The sequence below is a fragment of the Geobacillus sp. BK01 genome (assembly GCF_052220245.1).
Taxonomy (GTDB): domain Bacteria; phylum Bacillota; class Bacilli; order Bacillales; family Anoxybacillaceae; genus Geobacillus.
On the sequence record NZ_JBQPTH010000013.1, the window covers coordinates 1 to 16,200 of the forward strand.

Here is a 16,200-nt window from a genome sequence, read left to right on the forward strand (position 1 = left end):
AACGGTGGGCGCATGACATCGACTTGCCCAAGCTGATCCGGCCAGGATTGGATCCGTCTTGGTTCAACGACGATGCCATTGCTCGCCATTTGGACCGGCTGTATGAGGCCAATATCCATCAAGTCCTTTCGTCTTGCCTGGTGCAAATCTACAAGAAAGAAGGCCTCCCTCTCCGTGTCTTTCACGCGGATACGACGGACAAGACGGTTTACGGTGCGTATGAATCCGATTCGTCGGATGGGTTGCACATCACCTATGGCTATAACCGCCATCATCGCTGGCAAAAGCAGATCGGATTCGGCCTGATCGGCAACGAGGACGGCATTCCGTTTTACGGCGACGTGCACGACGGCAACGCGCCGGACAAAACGTGGAATCCCGAGGTGCTCTCCCGTGTCCATGAACAGCTGAAGCAAGCGAAGATCGAAGACGAATGGATGTACGTGGCGGATTCCGCCGCGATGACGAAGGACACGCTGGCGCAGACGAAAGCCGCCAATGCCTTTTTGATCACCAGAGGCCCTTCGTCGCTCCGGATCGTCAAAACCGCGCTTTCGGAGGCGGATGCCCAACCCGATTCGGCGTGGAGCGACTCCTTTTCGTTGGCCGAGAAAAACGGCGCCGTGTATCGGGTATGGGAAACGGCGGGAACGTATGAAGGCCAGCCCGTACGGCTGATCGTCGTCGAATCGAGTGCGCTCGACCAACGAAAAGGAAAGACGCTCGAAACAGAACGAACCAAAGAAGCGGAGCTTCTTCGCGAGGAACAAGCCCGTTGGGAGCGGCATCCTTTCTCTTGCCGGGAAGACGCCGAACAAGCCTTGGCGTCCCTCAAGGCGTCCCTTCGTCCTCGGTTTCATCGGGGCTTGAAGAGATCGTGCGCCCGAAAAAACGGCGCGGACGACCGAAAAAAGGGGCGGAACCGGAAATGGAGACGCTGTACACCCTTCGCCTGAGCGTGGAATTCGACCAAGACGCGTGGGAACAGGCGAGACGGAAAGCGTCCCGGTTTGTCCTCGTCACGACCGTTCCGAAGGAATGGAAGGGCCAACCAATGGATGCCCAAGAGATCTTGAAGCTGTATAAAGGGCAGATCTCGGTGGAAATGAACTTCTCCTTCCTAAAAGATCCGTTCTTTACAGACGAAATTTACGTCAAAAAACCGGAACGAGTGGCGGTGTTGGGCTATTTGTTTCTGCTGGCCTTGGCCATTTACCGCGTCTTCCAGCGCCGGGTGCGCCAGTTCATCACACCCGAACGCCCGTTAAAGGGGGCAGGAGGCCGGAAACTGACCCGACCAACCGGACAAGCGATTTTTCAATTGTTTTGGTATGTCAGAGTCGTCCTGTTGGAACTGCCGGATGGGCAAATCCAACGCAGGCTAGGGAAACCGCTCACCCCTGATCAGCGAAGGATTCTGCAGGGATTGGGCATGGATGAGAGCATTTACGTGTAACGTCATACGGAACGACTAGCGATGGTAAAAAAAGGATTGTCATCGCTTGTTGTGTTGGCTCAAAAAATATTTTAAAAAAATGAATAAAAAATCCTTTGTTTCTGCACTGCTGGGGTGCGAAATGTGAGTAACACCATGAGTTAATCCAAAAAGAAGCTCTGGCAAGCAAGCCCTTTGATCACTATGTATCTATTAAATGCCGTGATAACGACGAAACGCATGAAGGACGCGATTAAAATCGTAAGGGTGCATAATCCCGTAAAATTTCCGAAACCGAACGGTAGATGGAATTTCGTTATACCAGTCATACTGAACATATGATTGTGCCTTTAATCCAACATGTTTCCAATAAACAATTGGTATTCGATAAGGGTATCGAGATGTTGGTTTTGATCTTGTGACTTTTAATCCAATAGCAATGGCTCGATTGCCTCTAAAACCCAAAATAAGAACAGGACGATATGCACCGCCCTGCCCTTCTTGAAAACGAAAATATATATCGTAAATACCACCTGGCTGCATCATTCTTCATCTAGCCACCGTTGGTGCACAGGATTATCGCGATTCACAGTCACAACACCATCAGGGTTAACATCCAATAAAGGAGCAGAAGGCAACCGATCAAAACAAATGCTCGAACTTAAAGACGCATTGATGTTTGCGTATCGATTTCGCACAGCAGGTTTAGCATAAATCGATCTTAATGACTGTGCTCGCACATCTTTTCGTCTTGAAATGGCTGATCTTCGCAACTGGCGATGCTCCTTTCTGCGCATACGCTATCACCACCTTAGCAATAGCATATGCCTGTTTTGAAAAAACATATACGAGACATACGCTGATTATAATGTACACATCTATTATAGCATGTGCAAGAGGGGATAACAAAACCAATCAACAAATCTACAAAATGGTCCACTGCCAAAAGATGCACTTGACTTTGACTCGGTCGAGGATGAAGCCTCCTTGATTCAACGACGATGCCATCGGTTGTCATCTCGATCGACTGTACGAGGCGAAGATCCACGCGGTTCTTTCCGGTGCATATCAAAGAAGGCATCCCTCTTCGGGCCTTCCACACGGATACGACGGACAAGACACGCAATGAATCAAAATTCGAAAAAATGTTCATTTATAAAAATGCCCCTGTCAGAGAAAAATATAACTGCTAATCGGGCAGCGTGATGAACGTATGTCCGGCAAGCAGATTTGGTCGTTTGCGTTAGGGAAAAATGAGAAAAGGAGTCCGCCATGCTTCGTGAACTTGACTGGATGACGTACATCATGATCATTTTGGCCAGCTATCGGTTCACTCACTTGATCGTCTTTGATAAAATCACGGAATTTATCCGCAATCCGTTTATGAAGAAAGAGAAAATCCAGCATGAAGACGGCCATACGGAAATCAAAAAAGTGCCGAGATCGAAATTCGGTTATTTGTTGAACTGTTACTGGTGCGCAGGCGTATGGAGCGCGATTTTTCTTGCGCTTGGGTATTTATTCATCCCGACAATCGCCATGCCGTTTATTTTTATCTTTTCGATCGCCGGGGCGCAGGCGATTTTGGAGACGTTTGTCGGGGTGGGGACGAAGGCGATCGACCTTTTGTCAGCGGCGAAAAAGCGAATGGAGTGAAGGAAGCAGGGCAGCCAGAACTCGTGCAGGCGCGGGGCGGAAAAATGACGCGCCCGCACCGCGCTTTTATGCCAGTGTGTGATGGTTGACTTATATAAGTATTTAGTTATATACTTATTGACGTAAAACATCGGCTCGGCAGCCTGCCGTTTGGTGGTTATATAAGTAAATAATCATATAGTGATGGATAGGGACCTAGATGTCGCAATGGATGTTGGGCTATATGCGGACAGGGGCAAAAGGTCAAGGAAACCTTCACGACCGCTGCCGTCTTGATGTTGCAGGGCATGATGATGGAGAGGAGGATTGGCATGCCACAGCTGACGGTGGACATGAGCGCCGCGGCTCGGGTGTTGAAGCTGCTCGGCGATCCGACGCGGCTGACGATTTTGGCGATTTTGAATCAGCGGGAGTGCTGTGTGTGCGAGCTGCTCGAGGTGTTTTCGTCAAGCCAGCCGGCGATCAGCCAGCATCTTCGCAAGTTGAAAGACGCCGGGCTGATCCAAGAGGAGCGGAGAGGGCAATGGGTGTATTATTCGCTCCGGCCGCAAAGCGAATACTACTCCCTGCTGCAAGCGGTGTTGTCGTACGTTCCGGACCAAGACGAAAACATTCGCAAAATCGAGGAAGCGAACCCGGCATCGCGTTGCGGGTGCTGATGATGGACAACGGGGTGAATGATGATGGATTGTTGCGAACCGAAGCGGTTGTCGTTTTTAGATGGCTTTTTGACGGTATGGATTTTTTTAGCGATGGCGGTTGGGATCGGTATAGGGATTTGGTTTCCCGGATTTGTGGATGGATTGAACCGCCTGCAAGTCGGAACAACCTCGATTCCGATTGCGATCGGGTTGATTTTGATGATGTATCCGCCGCTGGCGAAAGTGCGTTATGAAGAAATGGGGCGCGTGTTCAAAGATGTGAAGGTGCTCGTTTTGTCCCTCGTGCAAAACTGGGTGATCGGTCCGCTGCTGATGTTCATCTTGGCGATTGTCTTTTTGCCGGATAAGCCGGAGTATATGATCGGCGTGATTTTAATCGGTCTCGCCCGCTGCATCGCCATGGTCATCGTCTGGAACGATTTGGCGCGCGGGGATACGGAATATGCGGCTGGACTGGTTGCTTTCAATTCGCTCTTTCAAGTCGTGTTTTTCTCGCTGTACGCGTATGTGTTTGTCACGGTGATTCCCGGATGGATCGGGCTTGAAGGGGCGGTCGTGAACATCACGATGACGGAAGTGGCAAAATCGGTGCTCCTGTACTTAGGGGTTCCGTTTTTGGCCGGCATGGCGACAAGGTTTGCGCTTGTGAAAGCGAAAGGGCGGCCATGGTATGAAACGGTGTTTGTGCCGAAAATCAGCCCGCTGACGCTCGTTGCGCTCTTGTTTACGATTGTTGTGATGTTTTCGCTCAAAGGCGACATGATCGTCAGCTTGCCGCTTGACGTCGTCCGGATTGCCATTCCGTTGTTGCTGTATTTTGTTCTTATGTTTTTTGTCTCCTTCTTTTTGGCGAAAAAATTGGGAGCCGGCTACCCGGTATCGACGACGCTCGCGTTTACGGCAGGAAGCAACAACTTTGAACTGGCCATTGCCGTCGCCGTTGGGGTGTTTGGCATTCATTCGGGCGCGGCGTTTGCGGCAGTCATCGGTCCGCTCATTGAAGTGCCGGTGATGCTGGCGCTTGTCAACGTAGCATTGGCATTTCAGCGAAAGTATTTTTCTTCGGTCAATCCAACATCAACGTAAAGGTGGGAACCAGCGATGAAGAAAAAAGTCATATACTTTTTATGCACCGGCAACTCGTGCCGCAGTCAAATGGCGGAAGGTTGGGCGAAACAACTTCTTGGTGAGGAATGGGAGGTGTACAGCGCTGGCCTTGAGGCGCATGGCCTCAATCCGAACGCGGTGAAGGTGATGAAGGAAGTGGGCATCGATATCTCGAACCAAACGTCCGATGTCATCGACCCGGATCTTCTCCACCGCGCCGATTTGGTTGTGACGCTGTGCGGCCATGCGGCTGACCATTGCCCAGTCACCCCACCGCATGTGAAGCGCGTCCATTGGGGATTCGACGATCCGGCGAAAGCGGAAGGAACGGAAGAGGAGAAGCTCGCCGTGTTCCGCCGCGTCCGCGATGAAATTGGCGCGCGCATCCGCCGGTTTGCCGAGACGGGTGAATAGGCGCAAAGCGGACAGAGACGAACGAAACCAAACGACGCTGCGGGTGAAAAGCCCAAACGCCCGGCAGCTGGAGCGATGCGGGCCAACGTTCCTGACTCGTTGGCAACATGCCGCTCTAGCGGCTAGGGAAACCGCTGCACACAAAGAAGGTTCCAACCAGCCTTATGCGGCTCAAGTTGGAACCTTTTTTGCTTATCGCTGATCGGCCGGGAACACGATGCCCGTTTGTCTTCGCGCTTCGTCCATGATTTCGATCGTCCAAAGCGAATGGCGGTGCGAATTGATGGCTGATTCCCGCGCCCCGCTTTCAATGAGATCGATGAATTCGTTCACTTCATAGTACATCGGCGGTTTGTCTTGCGGCACGGTGATGTCCTCGACGCGCCCGTCGCGGTAGCGGATTTCCGCTTTGGTTGGCGTATGGATGGCGTCAATGATCATACTTCCGTCTTCCCCTTGAATTTCCGCCGGCAAGTAGGAATTGGCGATTTTCGAGTAAAAGACGATCCCATCCATCCCCCCATAGTCCAAGACGATCGCCCCTTCGCCGTCGACCCCTGATTCAAGCTTAAGGCTTTGCGCTTTGAGGCTCTTCGGCTTGCCGAACAGCACCACCATCGGGTACAGGCAGTAGACGCCGATATCCATCAACGCCCCGTTCGAAAAAGCCGGGTTGAAGGCGTTCGGCACCGTTCCTTGTTTGTAGGCGTCATAGCGCGATGAATATTGACAGTAGCTGGCCACATAGCGGCGGATGCGGCCGAGTTTCGGCACGTGCTCGCGGATGGACAGGAAAGTGGGAAGCAGCGTCGCCTTCATCGCTTCCATCAACACGACGCCGTTTCGCTCAGCCGCTTCGATCATCGCTTTTGCCTCTTGGGCGTTCGAGGCGAGCGGTTTTTCGCATAAGACGTGCTTGCCGTGATTCATGAGCAAAATCGCCTGCTCGGCATGAAGTGCGTTCGGGCTGGCGATATAGACGGCATCAATGCCGTCGCTTTCGGCCAGCCGCTGCAAATCGGTAAACGTCCGCGGCGCTTTGACTTTGGCCGCAAATGCCTTCGCCGTTTCCTCCGTCCGCGAGTAGACGGCGGCGAGTTCGAACGAGTCGACCAACCGCGCGGCGTCAATGAACGACTCGGTGATCCAGTTTGTGCCGATCGTCGCAAATCGAACCATGGTCATTCCCCTTTCACTCTTGTCGCCCTTCATTTTAGCACAATTTGTCGGGAGAGTATGGGGTTCTGTGTGCGGGGTTGGAGCACGGCCTTGTCAAAAAAGTTTCCACAAAGTCTTGACTGACTCCGTTTTCCCTTGGAACGTGACACATACAATCGAAAATAATATAATTGTAATAGCATGGAAATAGGGGATGGTAAACGGGATGGTGACAAGATGGAACAAATCATTATTGAAACATTAAAGAATGCGGTCTCCCCTTCTGTCATTTATTTGTTCGGATCAGCAACCACAGGACATCTTCGCCACGATAGCGACATTGATATTGCTTTTTTGAGCGATGAACGATCATTAGACCACTATGAACGATTTATGCTCGCGCAACAATTGGCAGAGCAATTACAACGAGACGTCGATCTCGTCGATTTAAAGCAAGCGAGCACCGTTTTTCAAGCACAAATCATCAGTAGCGGCAAGGTCATCTATTGTTCAGACGAACAAAAAAAATGGAGTTCGAATGGCGAGTGTTGAAAATGTATGCGAAACTAAACGAAGAACGAGCGGACATTTTGCGAAAAATTGTTGAGAGTGGGTCGGTTTATGATGAATGATGTTATATTCAATAAAGTAAGTGTGATTGAACGGTGTATGAAACGTATTCATGAAGAATACGAAAACAATCCAAAACATTTGGAGAATTACACGAAGCAGGATTCCATTGTCCTCAATCTCCAACGAGCGTGTGAAGCGAGCATCGACTTAGCGATGCATGTCGTTGCGCAAAAAAAGCTCGGACTTCCACAAACAAGTCGAGATGCTTTCTCTCTTTTAGAACAACACGGCATCATCTCTCCATCCTTATCGAAAAAAATGAAAGCAATGGTCGGATTTCGCAATATCGCTGTGCATGATGATCAAGAACTGAACTTGACGATTTTGCAAAAAATACTCGACGACCATTTAACAGACTTCACTGAGTTTACGAAAGCAATTGTTAGGCAAAAGTAGGCGGTGTTGATAGGTGCTTCGACGCTTGAGGTGCGCAGCGTGATGCAAAGGTTGACTTTTCAAGGGGCATGTATATAGCGCACCTTGAAAACCTTGATATAACAGCATTCTGGTTATTTCCATTTGCCTAAAATGGCCTCAAACACTGTCGAACTCGGAGTTCATAATCCGAACAAATAACGGCTATGTGGTGAATGCGGGTGAGAGGCATGCTTTTTCCTCCTGTCTTCGTTTTGTTATTTTAACATAATGTGAATCGTTGCCGATGATTGTCGAAGAAGGCGAGAAATGCCCGATAGCATGATATTGACAGTAGGACAACGTTTATACTATCATAAAACTTGTAGATTGAAAAATTTAGAATATTCAATTCTCATTTTTGTAGAAAACGTGGCGTTGCCGCAGGAAATGTTGCTTGATTGCAGAAAACATGACCCCGCCGCAGAACATCATGCGCCAAACCGCTTTCTTGTAAGCGCTTTACCTCTGCATAGCCTCACAAACATAACACCATTGATAGGACACCATTGCTTTCGTTTCCAAACAGAGGAAGAGAACAAGGGGAAGGGGATGCAGCAATGATCTATGAGTTTAAGTTGCCCGACATCGGCGAAGGGCTGCATGAAGCGGAAATCATCCGCTGGCTCATTCGTGAAGGGGATGTGGTGAAGGCCGACCAACCGATCGCCGAAATTCAGACGGATAAGGCCATGGTGGAGATGACGACGCCGGTCGCTGGCAAGGTGGTGGCGCTCGCTGGGCCGGAAGGGGCGACGGTGAAGGTTGGGGAGCCGCTCATTGTCGTGGAAACCGAGGCAGCGGTGGCGGCCGAAGCGGCGCCGACCGACAATTCGGCTCAGGAGCCTGCGCCGGTTCTGCACAAAGAAGCGCCCCGTCCTGCGCGCAAGCGGGCGATTGCCGCGCCGTCCGTGCGCAAGCGGGCGCGGGAGTTGGGCGTTCCGATTGATGACGTGGAAGGGACGGGCGAGGGAGGCCGGGTGACGCTCGCCGATTTGGAGCGATACGTCCGCGAGCGGGAAGCGGCCGCGGCAGTGGCGGAGGCGGCGCGGAGTGAGGGGAACGAAGCCGCGGTTTTGCCAGCCGGGAGCGCAGCGACAGGACGGCAGGCGAACGCAGCCGCATGGACGTCCATTGCGAATGTGGAGGCGGCGTTCCAAGAAGAAGAACGCATTCCGCTTCGCGGCTTGCGCAAAAAGATCGCCGAGAAAATGGTGAAATCGATGTACACGGCGCCGCATGTGACCGGCATGGACGAGGTGGATGTGACGAAGCTCGTCGAAATTCGCAAGCACCTTGCCGGCGAGCTGGCCAAAGAGCAGATCAAGCTGACGTATTTGCCGTTTATGATCAAAGCAGTGACAAGGGCGCTGAAGCAATACCCGATGTTCAACGCTTCGCTCGATGAAGAGACGAATGAAATCGTCTTGAAAAGGCGCTTTCACATCGGCATCGCGACGGCGACGAAAGCGGGGCTCGTTGTCCCTGTTATCCGCAACGCCGATCAAAAATCGATCCGCGAGCTCGCCATCGAAATCGCCGAACTGTCGGAAAAAGCGCACCGCCAGGCGCTTCGCCTTGACGAGCTGCAAGGAAGCACGTTTACGATCACAAGCACTGGGGCGGGCGGGGGTTGGTTTGCGACGCCGATCATCAACTATCCGGAAGTGGCGATTTTGGGGGCGCATGCGATTAAACGGCGTCCGGTTGTCGTCGGCGACGAGATCGTCATCCGCGATATGATGGGGATGTCGCTCACCTTTGACCATCGCGTCATCGACGGCGAGCCGGCTGGGCGGTTTATGCGGACGGTGGCCTACTATTTGGAAAATCCGGAAGTGCTGTTGTTGGACGTGCGGTGATGGACGGGTCGTTGCTTCGCGCCGGAAGAGGACAAAATGGAAACGGCGGCCGAGCCGCCCATGAAAACAAAAATGGGAGGGGACCCCATGTTTGATCCGGACAAATTGCCGGTTGAGGTCGTGCAAATTCTCGATGAAAACGGAAACGGGGATGAGGGGAAGTTGGCGGCGTTTTCCGATGAATGGCTGCTTTGCGCCTATCGGGAAATGCGGCGGGCGCGCGTCATTGATGAACGGTTGCTGCGCATGCAGCGGCAAGGGCGGATCGGTACATATGCGCCGTTTAGCGGTCAAGAGGCGGCGCAAATTGGCAGCGTGTTTGCGCTTCGAAAAGACGACTGGATTTTTCCCAGCTACCGGGAAGTGGCGGCTTGCTTGACGCACGGCATGCCGCTTGAGCAGTTTTTCCATTATGTGCAAGGGCGTCTGTCGGGGAAACGAATGCCGGAAGGATTGAACATGTTCCCGACGCAAATCATCATCGCGGCGCAGACGCTTCATGCGGTCGGCTGTGCGTGGGCGTCGAAATTGAAAGGCGAACCGCAAGTATCGGTGGCGTATTTCGGCGACGGGGCGACGTCGGAGGGCGATTTTCATGAAGCGATGAATTTTGCCGCGGTGTACAACGTGCCGGTCATCTTTTTCTGCCAAAACAACCAATACGCCATTAGCGTTCCGTACCGCAAGCAGACGGCCAGCCGAACGATTGCGCAGAAGGCGCTCGCCTATGGGATGAAAGGAGTGCTGGTCGACGGCAACGACGTGCTGGCGGTGTACGAAACGATGAAACAGGCGGTCGAAGCGGCGCGCCGCGGTGAGGGGCCGATGTTGATCGAGGCGCTCACCTACCGGCTCGGGCCGCACACGACAGCAGACGATCCGACGAAATACCGCCGGCCTGAAGAAGTCGAGACATGGCGGACGAAAGATCCGCTTCACCGTCTGCGTGCGCTGCTCGAACGGCGCGGGTTGTGGACGGAGGTGCAGGAAGAAGCGTTTGTCGCCGAAGTGAATGAGGAAATCACCGCGGCGTATGAGGCGGCCATCGCCAGCAAGTCCGGTTCGATTGTCGATGCATTCGATTGCGTGTACAGCGAGGCGCCCAAATTGCTTGCCGAACAAAAAGACGAAGTGATGCGGCGCAAACAACGGAGCGGGGTGAGATAAATGGCGGAATTGACGATGATTGAGGCGATCAATGAAGCGATGCGCCAGGAGATGGAGCGCGACTCGCGCATCATCGTGCTGGGCGAAGATGTCGGCGAAAACGGCGGCGTCTTCCGGGCGACGGACGGGCTGCTCGAGCAGTTTGGCGAGGGGCGCGTGTTTGATACACCGCTTGCGGAATCGGGTATTATCGGCACGTCCATTGGACTGGCGATCAACGGAATGCGCCCGATTGCCGAAATTCAGTTTCTCGGGTTTGCCTACCAGGCGATGGACCAGTTGGCGGCCCAGGCGGCGCGCATCCGCTTCCGCTCGGCCGGGCGGTTTTCGTGCCCGATCGTCGTGCGCAGCCCATACGGCGGCGGGGTGCGGACGCCGGAATTGCACTCCGATTCGCTTGAGGCGCTGTTTACCCATTCGCCGGGCTTAAAAGTCGTCATGCCGTCCAATCCGTATGATGCGAAAGGGCTATTGATCTCCGCCATTCGCGATGAAGACCCGGTTCTGTTTTTGGAGCCGATGAAGCTGTATCGGGCGTTTCGCATGGAAGTGCCACAAGAACCGTACACCGTTCCGCTCGGCCAGGCGCGCGTCGTCAAAGAGGGCGATGATGTGACGATCATCTCTTGGGGGGCGACGGTGCCGCTTGTCGCCAAAATCGCTGCCGAGATCGAGACAAAAGGGGTCAGTGCGGAAGTCATCGACCTTCGCTGCCTGCAGCCGCTTGATCTCGACACGATCATCGCCTCGGTGGAAAAAACAGGGCGGGTGATGATCGTTCACGAGGCGGTGAAAACGGGCGGATTTGGCGCCGAGGTGGCGGCCTTGATCAGCGAACGGGCGCTGTTTTCCCTTTCCGCCCCGATCGTGCGCATCGCCGGCTACGACACGCCGTATCCGGTGCCGTCGGTCGAGGACGACTGGCTGCCGAACGCCGAGCGGATTGCGGAAGGAATTGAAACGTTGCTGCGTTACTAGGCCAGAGCGGACGGTGCGTCCGTTTCATCCGAGCGATAAGGGGGAGAACGATGAACATATACGAACCGCTGCTTGAATGGATCGGCGACCGTGAGCGGGTGAGCGTCAATGAGACGGTGCTCGAACACCACAGCAAAGGCATCGCCTATCATGCGCCGCATGCGCCGGATGTCGTTGTGTTTCCGAAGACAGCGGAAGAAATCAGCCGGGTGCTGGCGTTTGCCAACGAGCATCGCATTCCGGTCACACCGTTTGGCGCCGGCACGAGTTTGGAAGGGCACGTCATTCCGGTCCAAGGCGGAATTAGCCTCGATTTGACATTGATGAACAACATCATCGCCATTCGTCCCGATGATTTTTTGGCGGTCGTCGAGCCCGGAGTGACGCGGATGCAACTGAACGAGGCGCTGAAGCGATATGGACTGTTTTTTCCGGTCGACCCGGGGGCGGACGCGACGATCGGCGGTATGGCGGCGACGAACGCGAGCGGGACAAACAGCGTCAAATACGGCGTGATGCGCGATCAAGTGCTCGGCCTTGAAGCCGTGCTCGCCGACGGTTCCGTGATCCGCACCGGCAGCTTGGCGGTGAAATCGTCCGCCGGCTACGATTTGACCGGCTTGTTCGTCGGATCGGAAGGGACGCTTGGCGTGTTCACCCGCCTCGTCGTCCGCCTGCACGGCATTCCGGAGGCGACAACCGCCATCAAAGCGTGCTTCCCTACGCTGGAGGCGGCAGCGGAGGCCGCATTTGCCATTTTAAGATCCGGCGTCGGTCCGGGCAAAATCGAACTGGTGGACGAGGCGACGATCGCCGCGGTCAACGCCTACAAAAAAACGGACTACCCGGTGAAGCCGACGCTGTTTATCGAGCTGAGCGGCAGCCCATCAAGCGTTGAGGACGGGACCGAACTTGTCCGTGAGTTGTGCAAGGCGGAGGGGGCCGTTTCGTTTGCGGTGGAGACCGACTCGCTCGCCCGCGCGAAGCTGTGGGAAGCGCGCCACCATGCGGCGTTCGCCATTCAGGCGGCGTACCCAGGCAAGGCAATGCTCTCAACCGATGTGTGCGTGCCGCTGTCCGAACTGCCCGGCGCCATCGCCGATACGCGCCGGCTCGTTAATGAGGAGCGCATGACGGCTGCCATTTTCGGTCATGTCGGCGACGGCAACTATCATACCGTGCTTGCCTTTGACCCGAGCGATGCAGAGGAGATGGCACGCATCGAACGCGTGCACGCCCATATCGTCCGCTATGCCTTATCGCGCGGCGGCACATGCACGGGAGAGCACGGCATCGGACTTGGCAAACGGGCGTTTTTGCGCGAAGAAAAGGGAGACGCCGTGCTGTGGATGAAACGGCTGAAACAATTGTTTGACCCAAACGGCATTCTCAATCCGGGGAAAATTTTTTTGCCATAGCGGCGCCCGTGATCCCCTGCGTCAGGCAAACAGGCTATGCCCCTTGTCCCCCGCTGGCAGCGGGGGACTTTTCATTTCAATGAAACGGCGGCCATCGCCGCTTGATCGGAGCGGGCGAAGGCGCCGCATGTGGTCGAAGGGCGTCAGACCCGCCGGTTTTCCTCATTTCGGCGCCATGCCGGTTACGAATAGCGTCCACTTTTGCGTAACATAGCGTTACGGATATGAAACAAATGTTTTTCTGCTTGCTTTTGTTCCAATATATTGCCATGTCCTTTACTTTTGGGGGAAAACGCGGTTTAGTAAGAGTAGACGGATTCATTGCGGGAAACGGCGCCAAGCGGCCTGCGCCGCCTGCCGCTTACCGGCTTTGAGGTTGGGTTCCGCCTTCCGCTGTCCGATTTGGCAGCATTCGGTACATTTCTTTCGCCAGCCGCTCAAGCAAGTAGACGACCGGAAGCTGGGTCGTCACATCGGTTTGCCCGGTCCGCTCTGGCGTGGCGTAGTACGTCAAATTGTAATCCGAGATGCTGGCAAGGGTGCAATGTTTCCGGTTCGTGATGCTGATGATCGTACCGCCTTTTTCTTTGAATCGGTGCACTTGGGCGAGCGTATGCGGCGTTTCTCCCGATACCGACAAGGCGATGACGGCGCAGTTATCGAAATAATGACCGTAAATCGGGAAAAACGGGTCTTTGATGTAGACGGAAAACTTTTGAAAGGCGGACACATAGCGCGAGCCGTATTCGGCCAAAATGCCGGAGCTGCCCGAACCGACAAAAATGACGTGATCGGCCCGGGCGATGGCGGCCGCCGCTTCACGGATGGCCCGCTCGTAATCGGCAGTCATCGTCCGCTCAAAAAATTCGCGCAGCGCCTCTTGGCTGCTGATGATCGACGTTTGTTCGCTTTCCCGCAAATGCAACTTCCATTTCGTTTTAAACTCACTGAAGCCGTCGCAGCCGACCTTTTTGCAAAAGCGAAGCACGGTCGGCGGTGAGACGTGGACGGCTTCGGCGAGCTCGCGGATGCGCATGTACACGACTTCATGTGGGTGCTTCACCACATAATCGTAAATGGCGTAGTCGAGTTCGGAAAACTGAGCGATTTGTTCTGGAGTAAACATCAAGACACCTCGCCTTCGCATTGCCATTATTATACCATGCCTAACAGGCCGAAAGGGGAAGAGGAGTGTGGAAAAACGGTTGAAAATTGCGACGATTGGCGGCGGCTCGAGCTACACCCCTGAACTGGTGGAAGGATTGATTAAGCGCTATCATGAACTGCCAGTCGGAGAACTATGGCTTGTCGATGTTCCGGAAGGCAAAGAAAAACTTGAAATCGTCGGAGCGCTCGCCAAGCGGATGGTGGAAAAGGCCGGCGTGCCGATTGACATTCATTTAACGTTGGATCGCCGGCGGGCTTTGGAAGGAGCTGACTTTGTCACCACGCAGTTTCGCGTCGGCGGGCTGGAAGCGCGGGCGAAAGACGAGCGCATCCCGCTCAAATACGGGGTGATCGGCCAGGAGACGAACGGCCCGGGCGGTTTGTTTAAGGGGCTGCGGACGATTCCGGTTATTTTGGACATCATCCGCGACATGGAAGAATGGTGCCCGGACGCGTGGCTCATTAACTTCACGAACCCGGCCGGGATGGTGACGGAAGCCGTTTTGCGCTATACGAAGCAAGAAAAAGTCGTCGGCTTGTGCAACGTGCCGATCGGCATGCGCATGGGCGTCGCCAAGCTGCTTGGTGTCGGGGCGGATCGCGTGCACATCGATTTTGCCGGACTGAACCATATGGTGTTTGGCTTGCACGTCTACCTGGACGGCAATGACGTGACAGAACGAGTGATCGACCTTATCGCCAACCCGGATCGTTCCGGCGTGACGATGAAAAACATCGTCGACCTCGGCTGGGAGCCGGACTTTTTGAAAGGGCTGAACATATTGCCGTGCCCGTACCATCGGTATTACTTTCAAACGGCCAAAATGCTCGCGGAAGAGCTTGAAGCGGCGAAAACGAAAGGAACGCGCGCCGAGGTTGTGCAGCAGCTCGAAAAAGAGCTGTTCGAGCTGTACAAAGATCCGAACTTGGCCATCAAGCCGCCGCAGCTCGAGCAGCGCGGTGGGGCGTACTACAGCGACGCCGCTTGCAGCCTGATCAGCTCGATTTACAACGACAAGCGGGACATCCAGCCGGTCAATACGAGAAACAACGGCGCTATCGCCAGCATTCCGGCAGAATCGGCGGTCGAGGTCAACTGCGTCATCACGAAAGACGGCCCGAAACCGATCGCGGTCGGCGATTTGCCGGTGGCGGTGCGCGGGCTCGTCCAGCAAATCAAATCGTTTGAGCGCGTCGCGGCGGAAGCGGCGGTGACCGGCGACTACCAAACGGCGCTCGTCGCGATGACGATCAACCCGCTTGTGCCGTCTGACACGGTCGCCAAACAAATTTTGGATGAAATGTTGGAAGCGCATAAAGAATATTTGCCGCAATTTTTCAAACAGACCAAAACAGCGGCCGGACATTAAACGGCCGCTTCGAAAACGATTGACAAAGCCGCCTGTCGCCGGGCGGCTTTGTCATTTCACCGTGAAAATTCCGTTCCTCACCGTTGTCGATTTCCGCTTTCTTACTGTTGAACTGTGCAAACTGCCATGGCGCAAGTACATTCGCCACGCGACAACCCGGTTGCCGCTGTCTTGTTAAGCAAAATGGGGGATCATGAAAGTGAGAGAGTCGCAGTGAAACGGGAATTGTTGCGCATGCTCGTCCGCTTGGAGCTTGACGGGGCGAGGCAGCGGCTGTTGTTTCGGTTTTTCGAGATGTATTTGACGCTGTCCGAACAAGAAGAAATCCAATTGCGAAACGAGGTGAGCCAAATGGAAACGAAGGAAGCGAAAAAAGTGAACGATCTCCTGATCTCATACGAGCGACGGGGAATGGAAAAAGGGAAAATGGACGTGGCCAAACGGATGCTGGCGAAAGGGTGCGACGTGCCGACGATTTGCGAATTGACCGGACTGCCGGCTGAGGCGTTGGAAAAGCTAAAAGAGCAGAAGAATGGGGAGACGCCGTTCCGATGCAACGGGCTTGTTTCGGAACGGTGTTTTTTTCTATCTTGCCATTGAATACGGTTTCGCCTTTGTTTTTGCCTGTCGTTTTGAATACAATGAAAGTAGAGGATGGCATCCATAGAGGCGGCAGCGGTGAAAAACGATGGGGCGTTCCCGGCCAGGAACTCCGTAGTTCCTATACGGAAGGCGGAAGTTCGGGGCGGCGAGCTTCGG

Annotated in this window: 13 protein-coding genes and 3 pseudogenes; 13 read left to right on the forward strand and 3 right to left on the reverse strand. The window is 54.2% G+C overall.

Going from position 1 to position 16,200, the window contains the following annotated elements; translation table 11 throughout:
• A pseudogene (locus ACTVDO_RS12530) lies at positions 1–1,456 on the forward strand (IS1634 family transposase); the annotation flags it as partial.
• A gap of 192 nt (positions 1,457–1,648) precedes the next feature.
• On the opposite strand, the gene ACTVDO_RS12535 reads toward ACTVDO_RS12530, so the two are convergent.
• The gene (locus ACTVDO_RS12535; protein ID WP_023817772.1) at positions 1,649–1,981 is read right to left on the reverse strand and encodes a hypothetical protein; all 333 of its coding nucleotides are present in this window, start codon (positions 1,979–1,981) and stop codon (positions 1,649–1,651) included.
• 726 nt (positions 1,982–2,707) lie between these two features.
• Between ACTVDO_RS12535 and ACTVDO_RS12540 the strand changes: the two genes are divergently transcribed.
• The 4 genes from ACTVDO_RS12540 (at position 2,708) to arsC (ending at position 5,274) form a co-directional block, all read left to right on the forward strand.
• Positions 2,708–3,091 carry a DUF1360 domain-containing protein gene (locus tag ACTVDO_RS12540; protein ID WP_168367873.1) on the forward strand — a complete coding sequence of 128 codons (384 nt, stop codon included), beginning with the start codon at positions 2,708–2,710 and terminating at the stop codon, positions 3,089–3,091.
• Positions 3,092–3,402: 311 nt separating this feature from the next.
• Complete coding sequence (locus ACTVDO_RS12545) at positions 3,403–3,750, forward strand: ArsR/SmtB family transcription factor (RefSeq protein WP_442901638.1); 348 nt, start codon at positions 3,403–3,405, stop codon at positions 3,748–3,750.
• A gap of 24 nt (positions 3,751–3,774) precedes the next feature.
• A complete protein-coding gene (gene arsB / locus ACTVDO_RS12550; protein WP_442901663.1) occupies positions 3,775–4,839 on the forward strand; it encodes an ACR3 family arsenite efflux transporter in 1,065 nt (354 codons plus the stop codon).
• A gap of 15 nt (positions 4,840–4,854) precedes the next feature.
• Positions 4,855–5,274 (forward strand): arsenate reductase (thioredoxin), encoded by a 420-nt coding sequence (gene arsC / locus ACTVDO_RS12555; RefSeq protein ID WP_020961338.1) that lies wholly within the window; start codon positions 4,855–4,857, stop codon positions 5,272–5,274.
• A gap of 192 nt (positions 5,275–5,466) precedes the next feature.
• Here the strand turns inward: arsC and ACTVDO_RS12560 are convergent, their stop codons facing one another.
• Positions 5,467–6,453: a Gfo/Idh/MocA family protein gene (locus ACTVDO_RS12560; protein WP_442901639.1), complete on the reverse strand. Its 987-nt coding sequence runs from the start codon at positions 6,451–6,453 to the stop codon at positions 5,467–5,469.
• Between the two features lie 216 nt (positions 6,454–6,669).
• On the opposite strand from ACTVDO_RS12560, the pseudogene mntA reads away from it, so the two are divergent.
• The 6 genes and pseudogenes from mntA to ACTVDO_RS12590 all read left to right on the forward strand — a co-directional run bounded on the left by mntA (position 6,670) and on the right by ACTVDO_RS12590 (position 12,904).
• Positions 6,670–7,064, forward strand: a pseudogene (mntA, locus tag ACTVDO_RS12565) (type VII toxin-antitoxin system MntA family adenylyltransferase antitoxin).
• A complete protein-coding gene (hepT, locus tag ACTVDO_RS12570) occupies positions 7,054–7,461 on the forward strand; it encodes a type VII toxin-antitoxin system HepT family RNase toxin (protein WP_041267798.1) in 408 nt (135 codons plus the stop codon). The pseudogene mntA and the gene hepT overlap by 11 nt, the downstream one beginning before the upstream one ends.
• Before the next feature lie 578 nt (positions 7,462–8,039).
• Complete coding sequence (locus ACTVDO_RS12575; protein WP_442901640.1) at positions 8,040–9,341, forward strand: dihydrolipoamide acetyltransferase family protein; 1,302 nt, start codon at positions 8,040–8,042, stop codon at positions 9,339–9,341.
• 87 nt (positions 9,342–9,428) lie between these two features.
• Positions 9,429–10,508, forward strand: a complete 1,080-nt coding sequence (gene pdhA / locus ACTVDO_RS12580) for a pyruvate dehydrogenase (acetyl-transferring) E1 component subunit alpha (protein WP_041268023.1) — start codon at positions 9,429–9,431, stop codon at positions 10,506–10,508.
• Positions 10,509–11,486, forward strand: coding sequence for an alpha-ketoacid dehydrogenase subunit beta (locus tag ACTVDO_RS12585; protein WP_020961333.1), 978 nt, complete (start codon positions 10,509–10,511; stop codon positions 11,484–11,486). It abuts the gene before it with no gap.
• A gap of 50 nt (positions 11,487–11,536) precedes the next feature.
• The gene (locus ACTVDO_RS12590; protein WP_442901641.1) at positions 11,537–12,904 is read left to right on the forward strand and encodes an FAD-binding oxidoreductase; all 1,368 of its coding nucleotides are present in this window, start codon (positions 11,537–11,539) and stop codon (positions 12,902–12,904) included.
• A gap of 361 nt (positions 12,905–13,265) precedes the next feature.
• On the opposite strand, the gene ACTVDO_RS12595 is transcribed toward ACTVDO_RS12590, so the two are convergent.
• The gene (locus ACTVDO_RS12595; protein WP_442901664.1) at positions 13,266–14,030 is read right to left on the reverse strand and encodes a MurR/RpiR family transcriptional regulator; all 765 of its coding nucleotides are present in this window, start codon (positions 14,028–14,030) and stop codon (positions 13,266–13,268) included.
• 67 nt (positions 14,031–14,097) lie between these two features.
• Here ACTVDO_RS12595 and ACTVDO_RS12600 point away from each other — a divergent pair, with 67 nt between their 5' ends.
• Both ACTVDO_RS12600 and ACTVDO_RS12605 read left to right on the forward strand, forming a co-directional pair.
• Positions 14,098–15,441 carry a 6-phospho-beta-glucosidase gene (locus ACTVDO_RS12600; RefSeq protein WP_442901642.1) on the forward strand — a complete coding sequence of 448 codons (1,344 nt, stop codon included), beginning with the start codon at positions 14,098–14,100 and terminating at the stop codon, positions 15,439–15,441.
• Between the two features lie 61 nt (positions 15,442–15,502).
• A pseudogene (locus ACTVDO_RS12605) lies at positions 15,503–15,963 on the forward strand (DUF4351 domain-containing protein); the annotation flags it as partial.
• Positions 15,964–16,200: the final 237 nt, after the last annotated feature.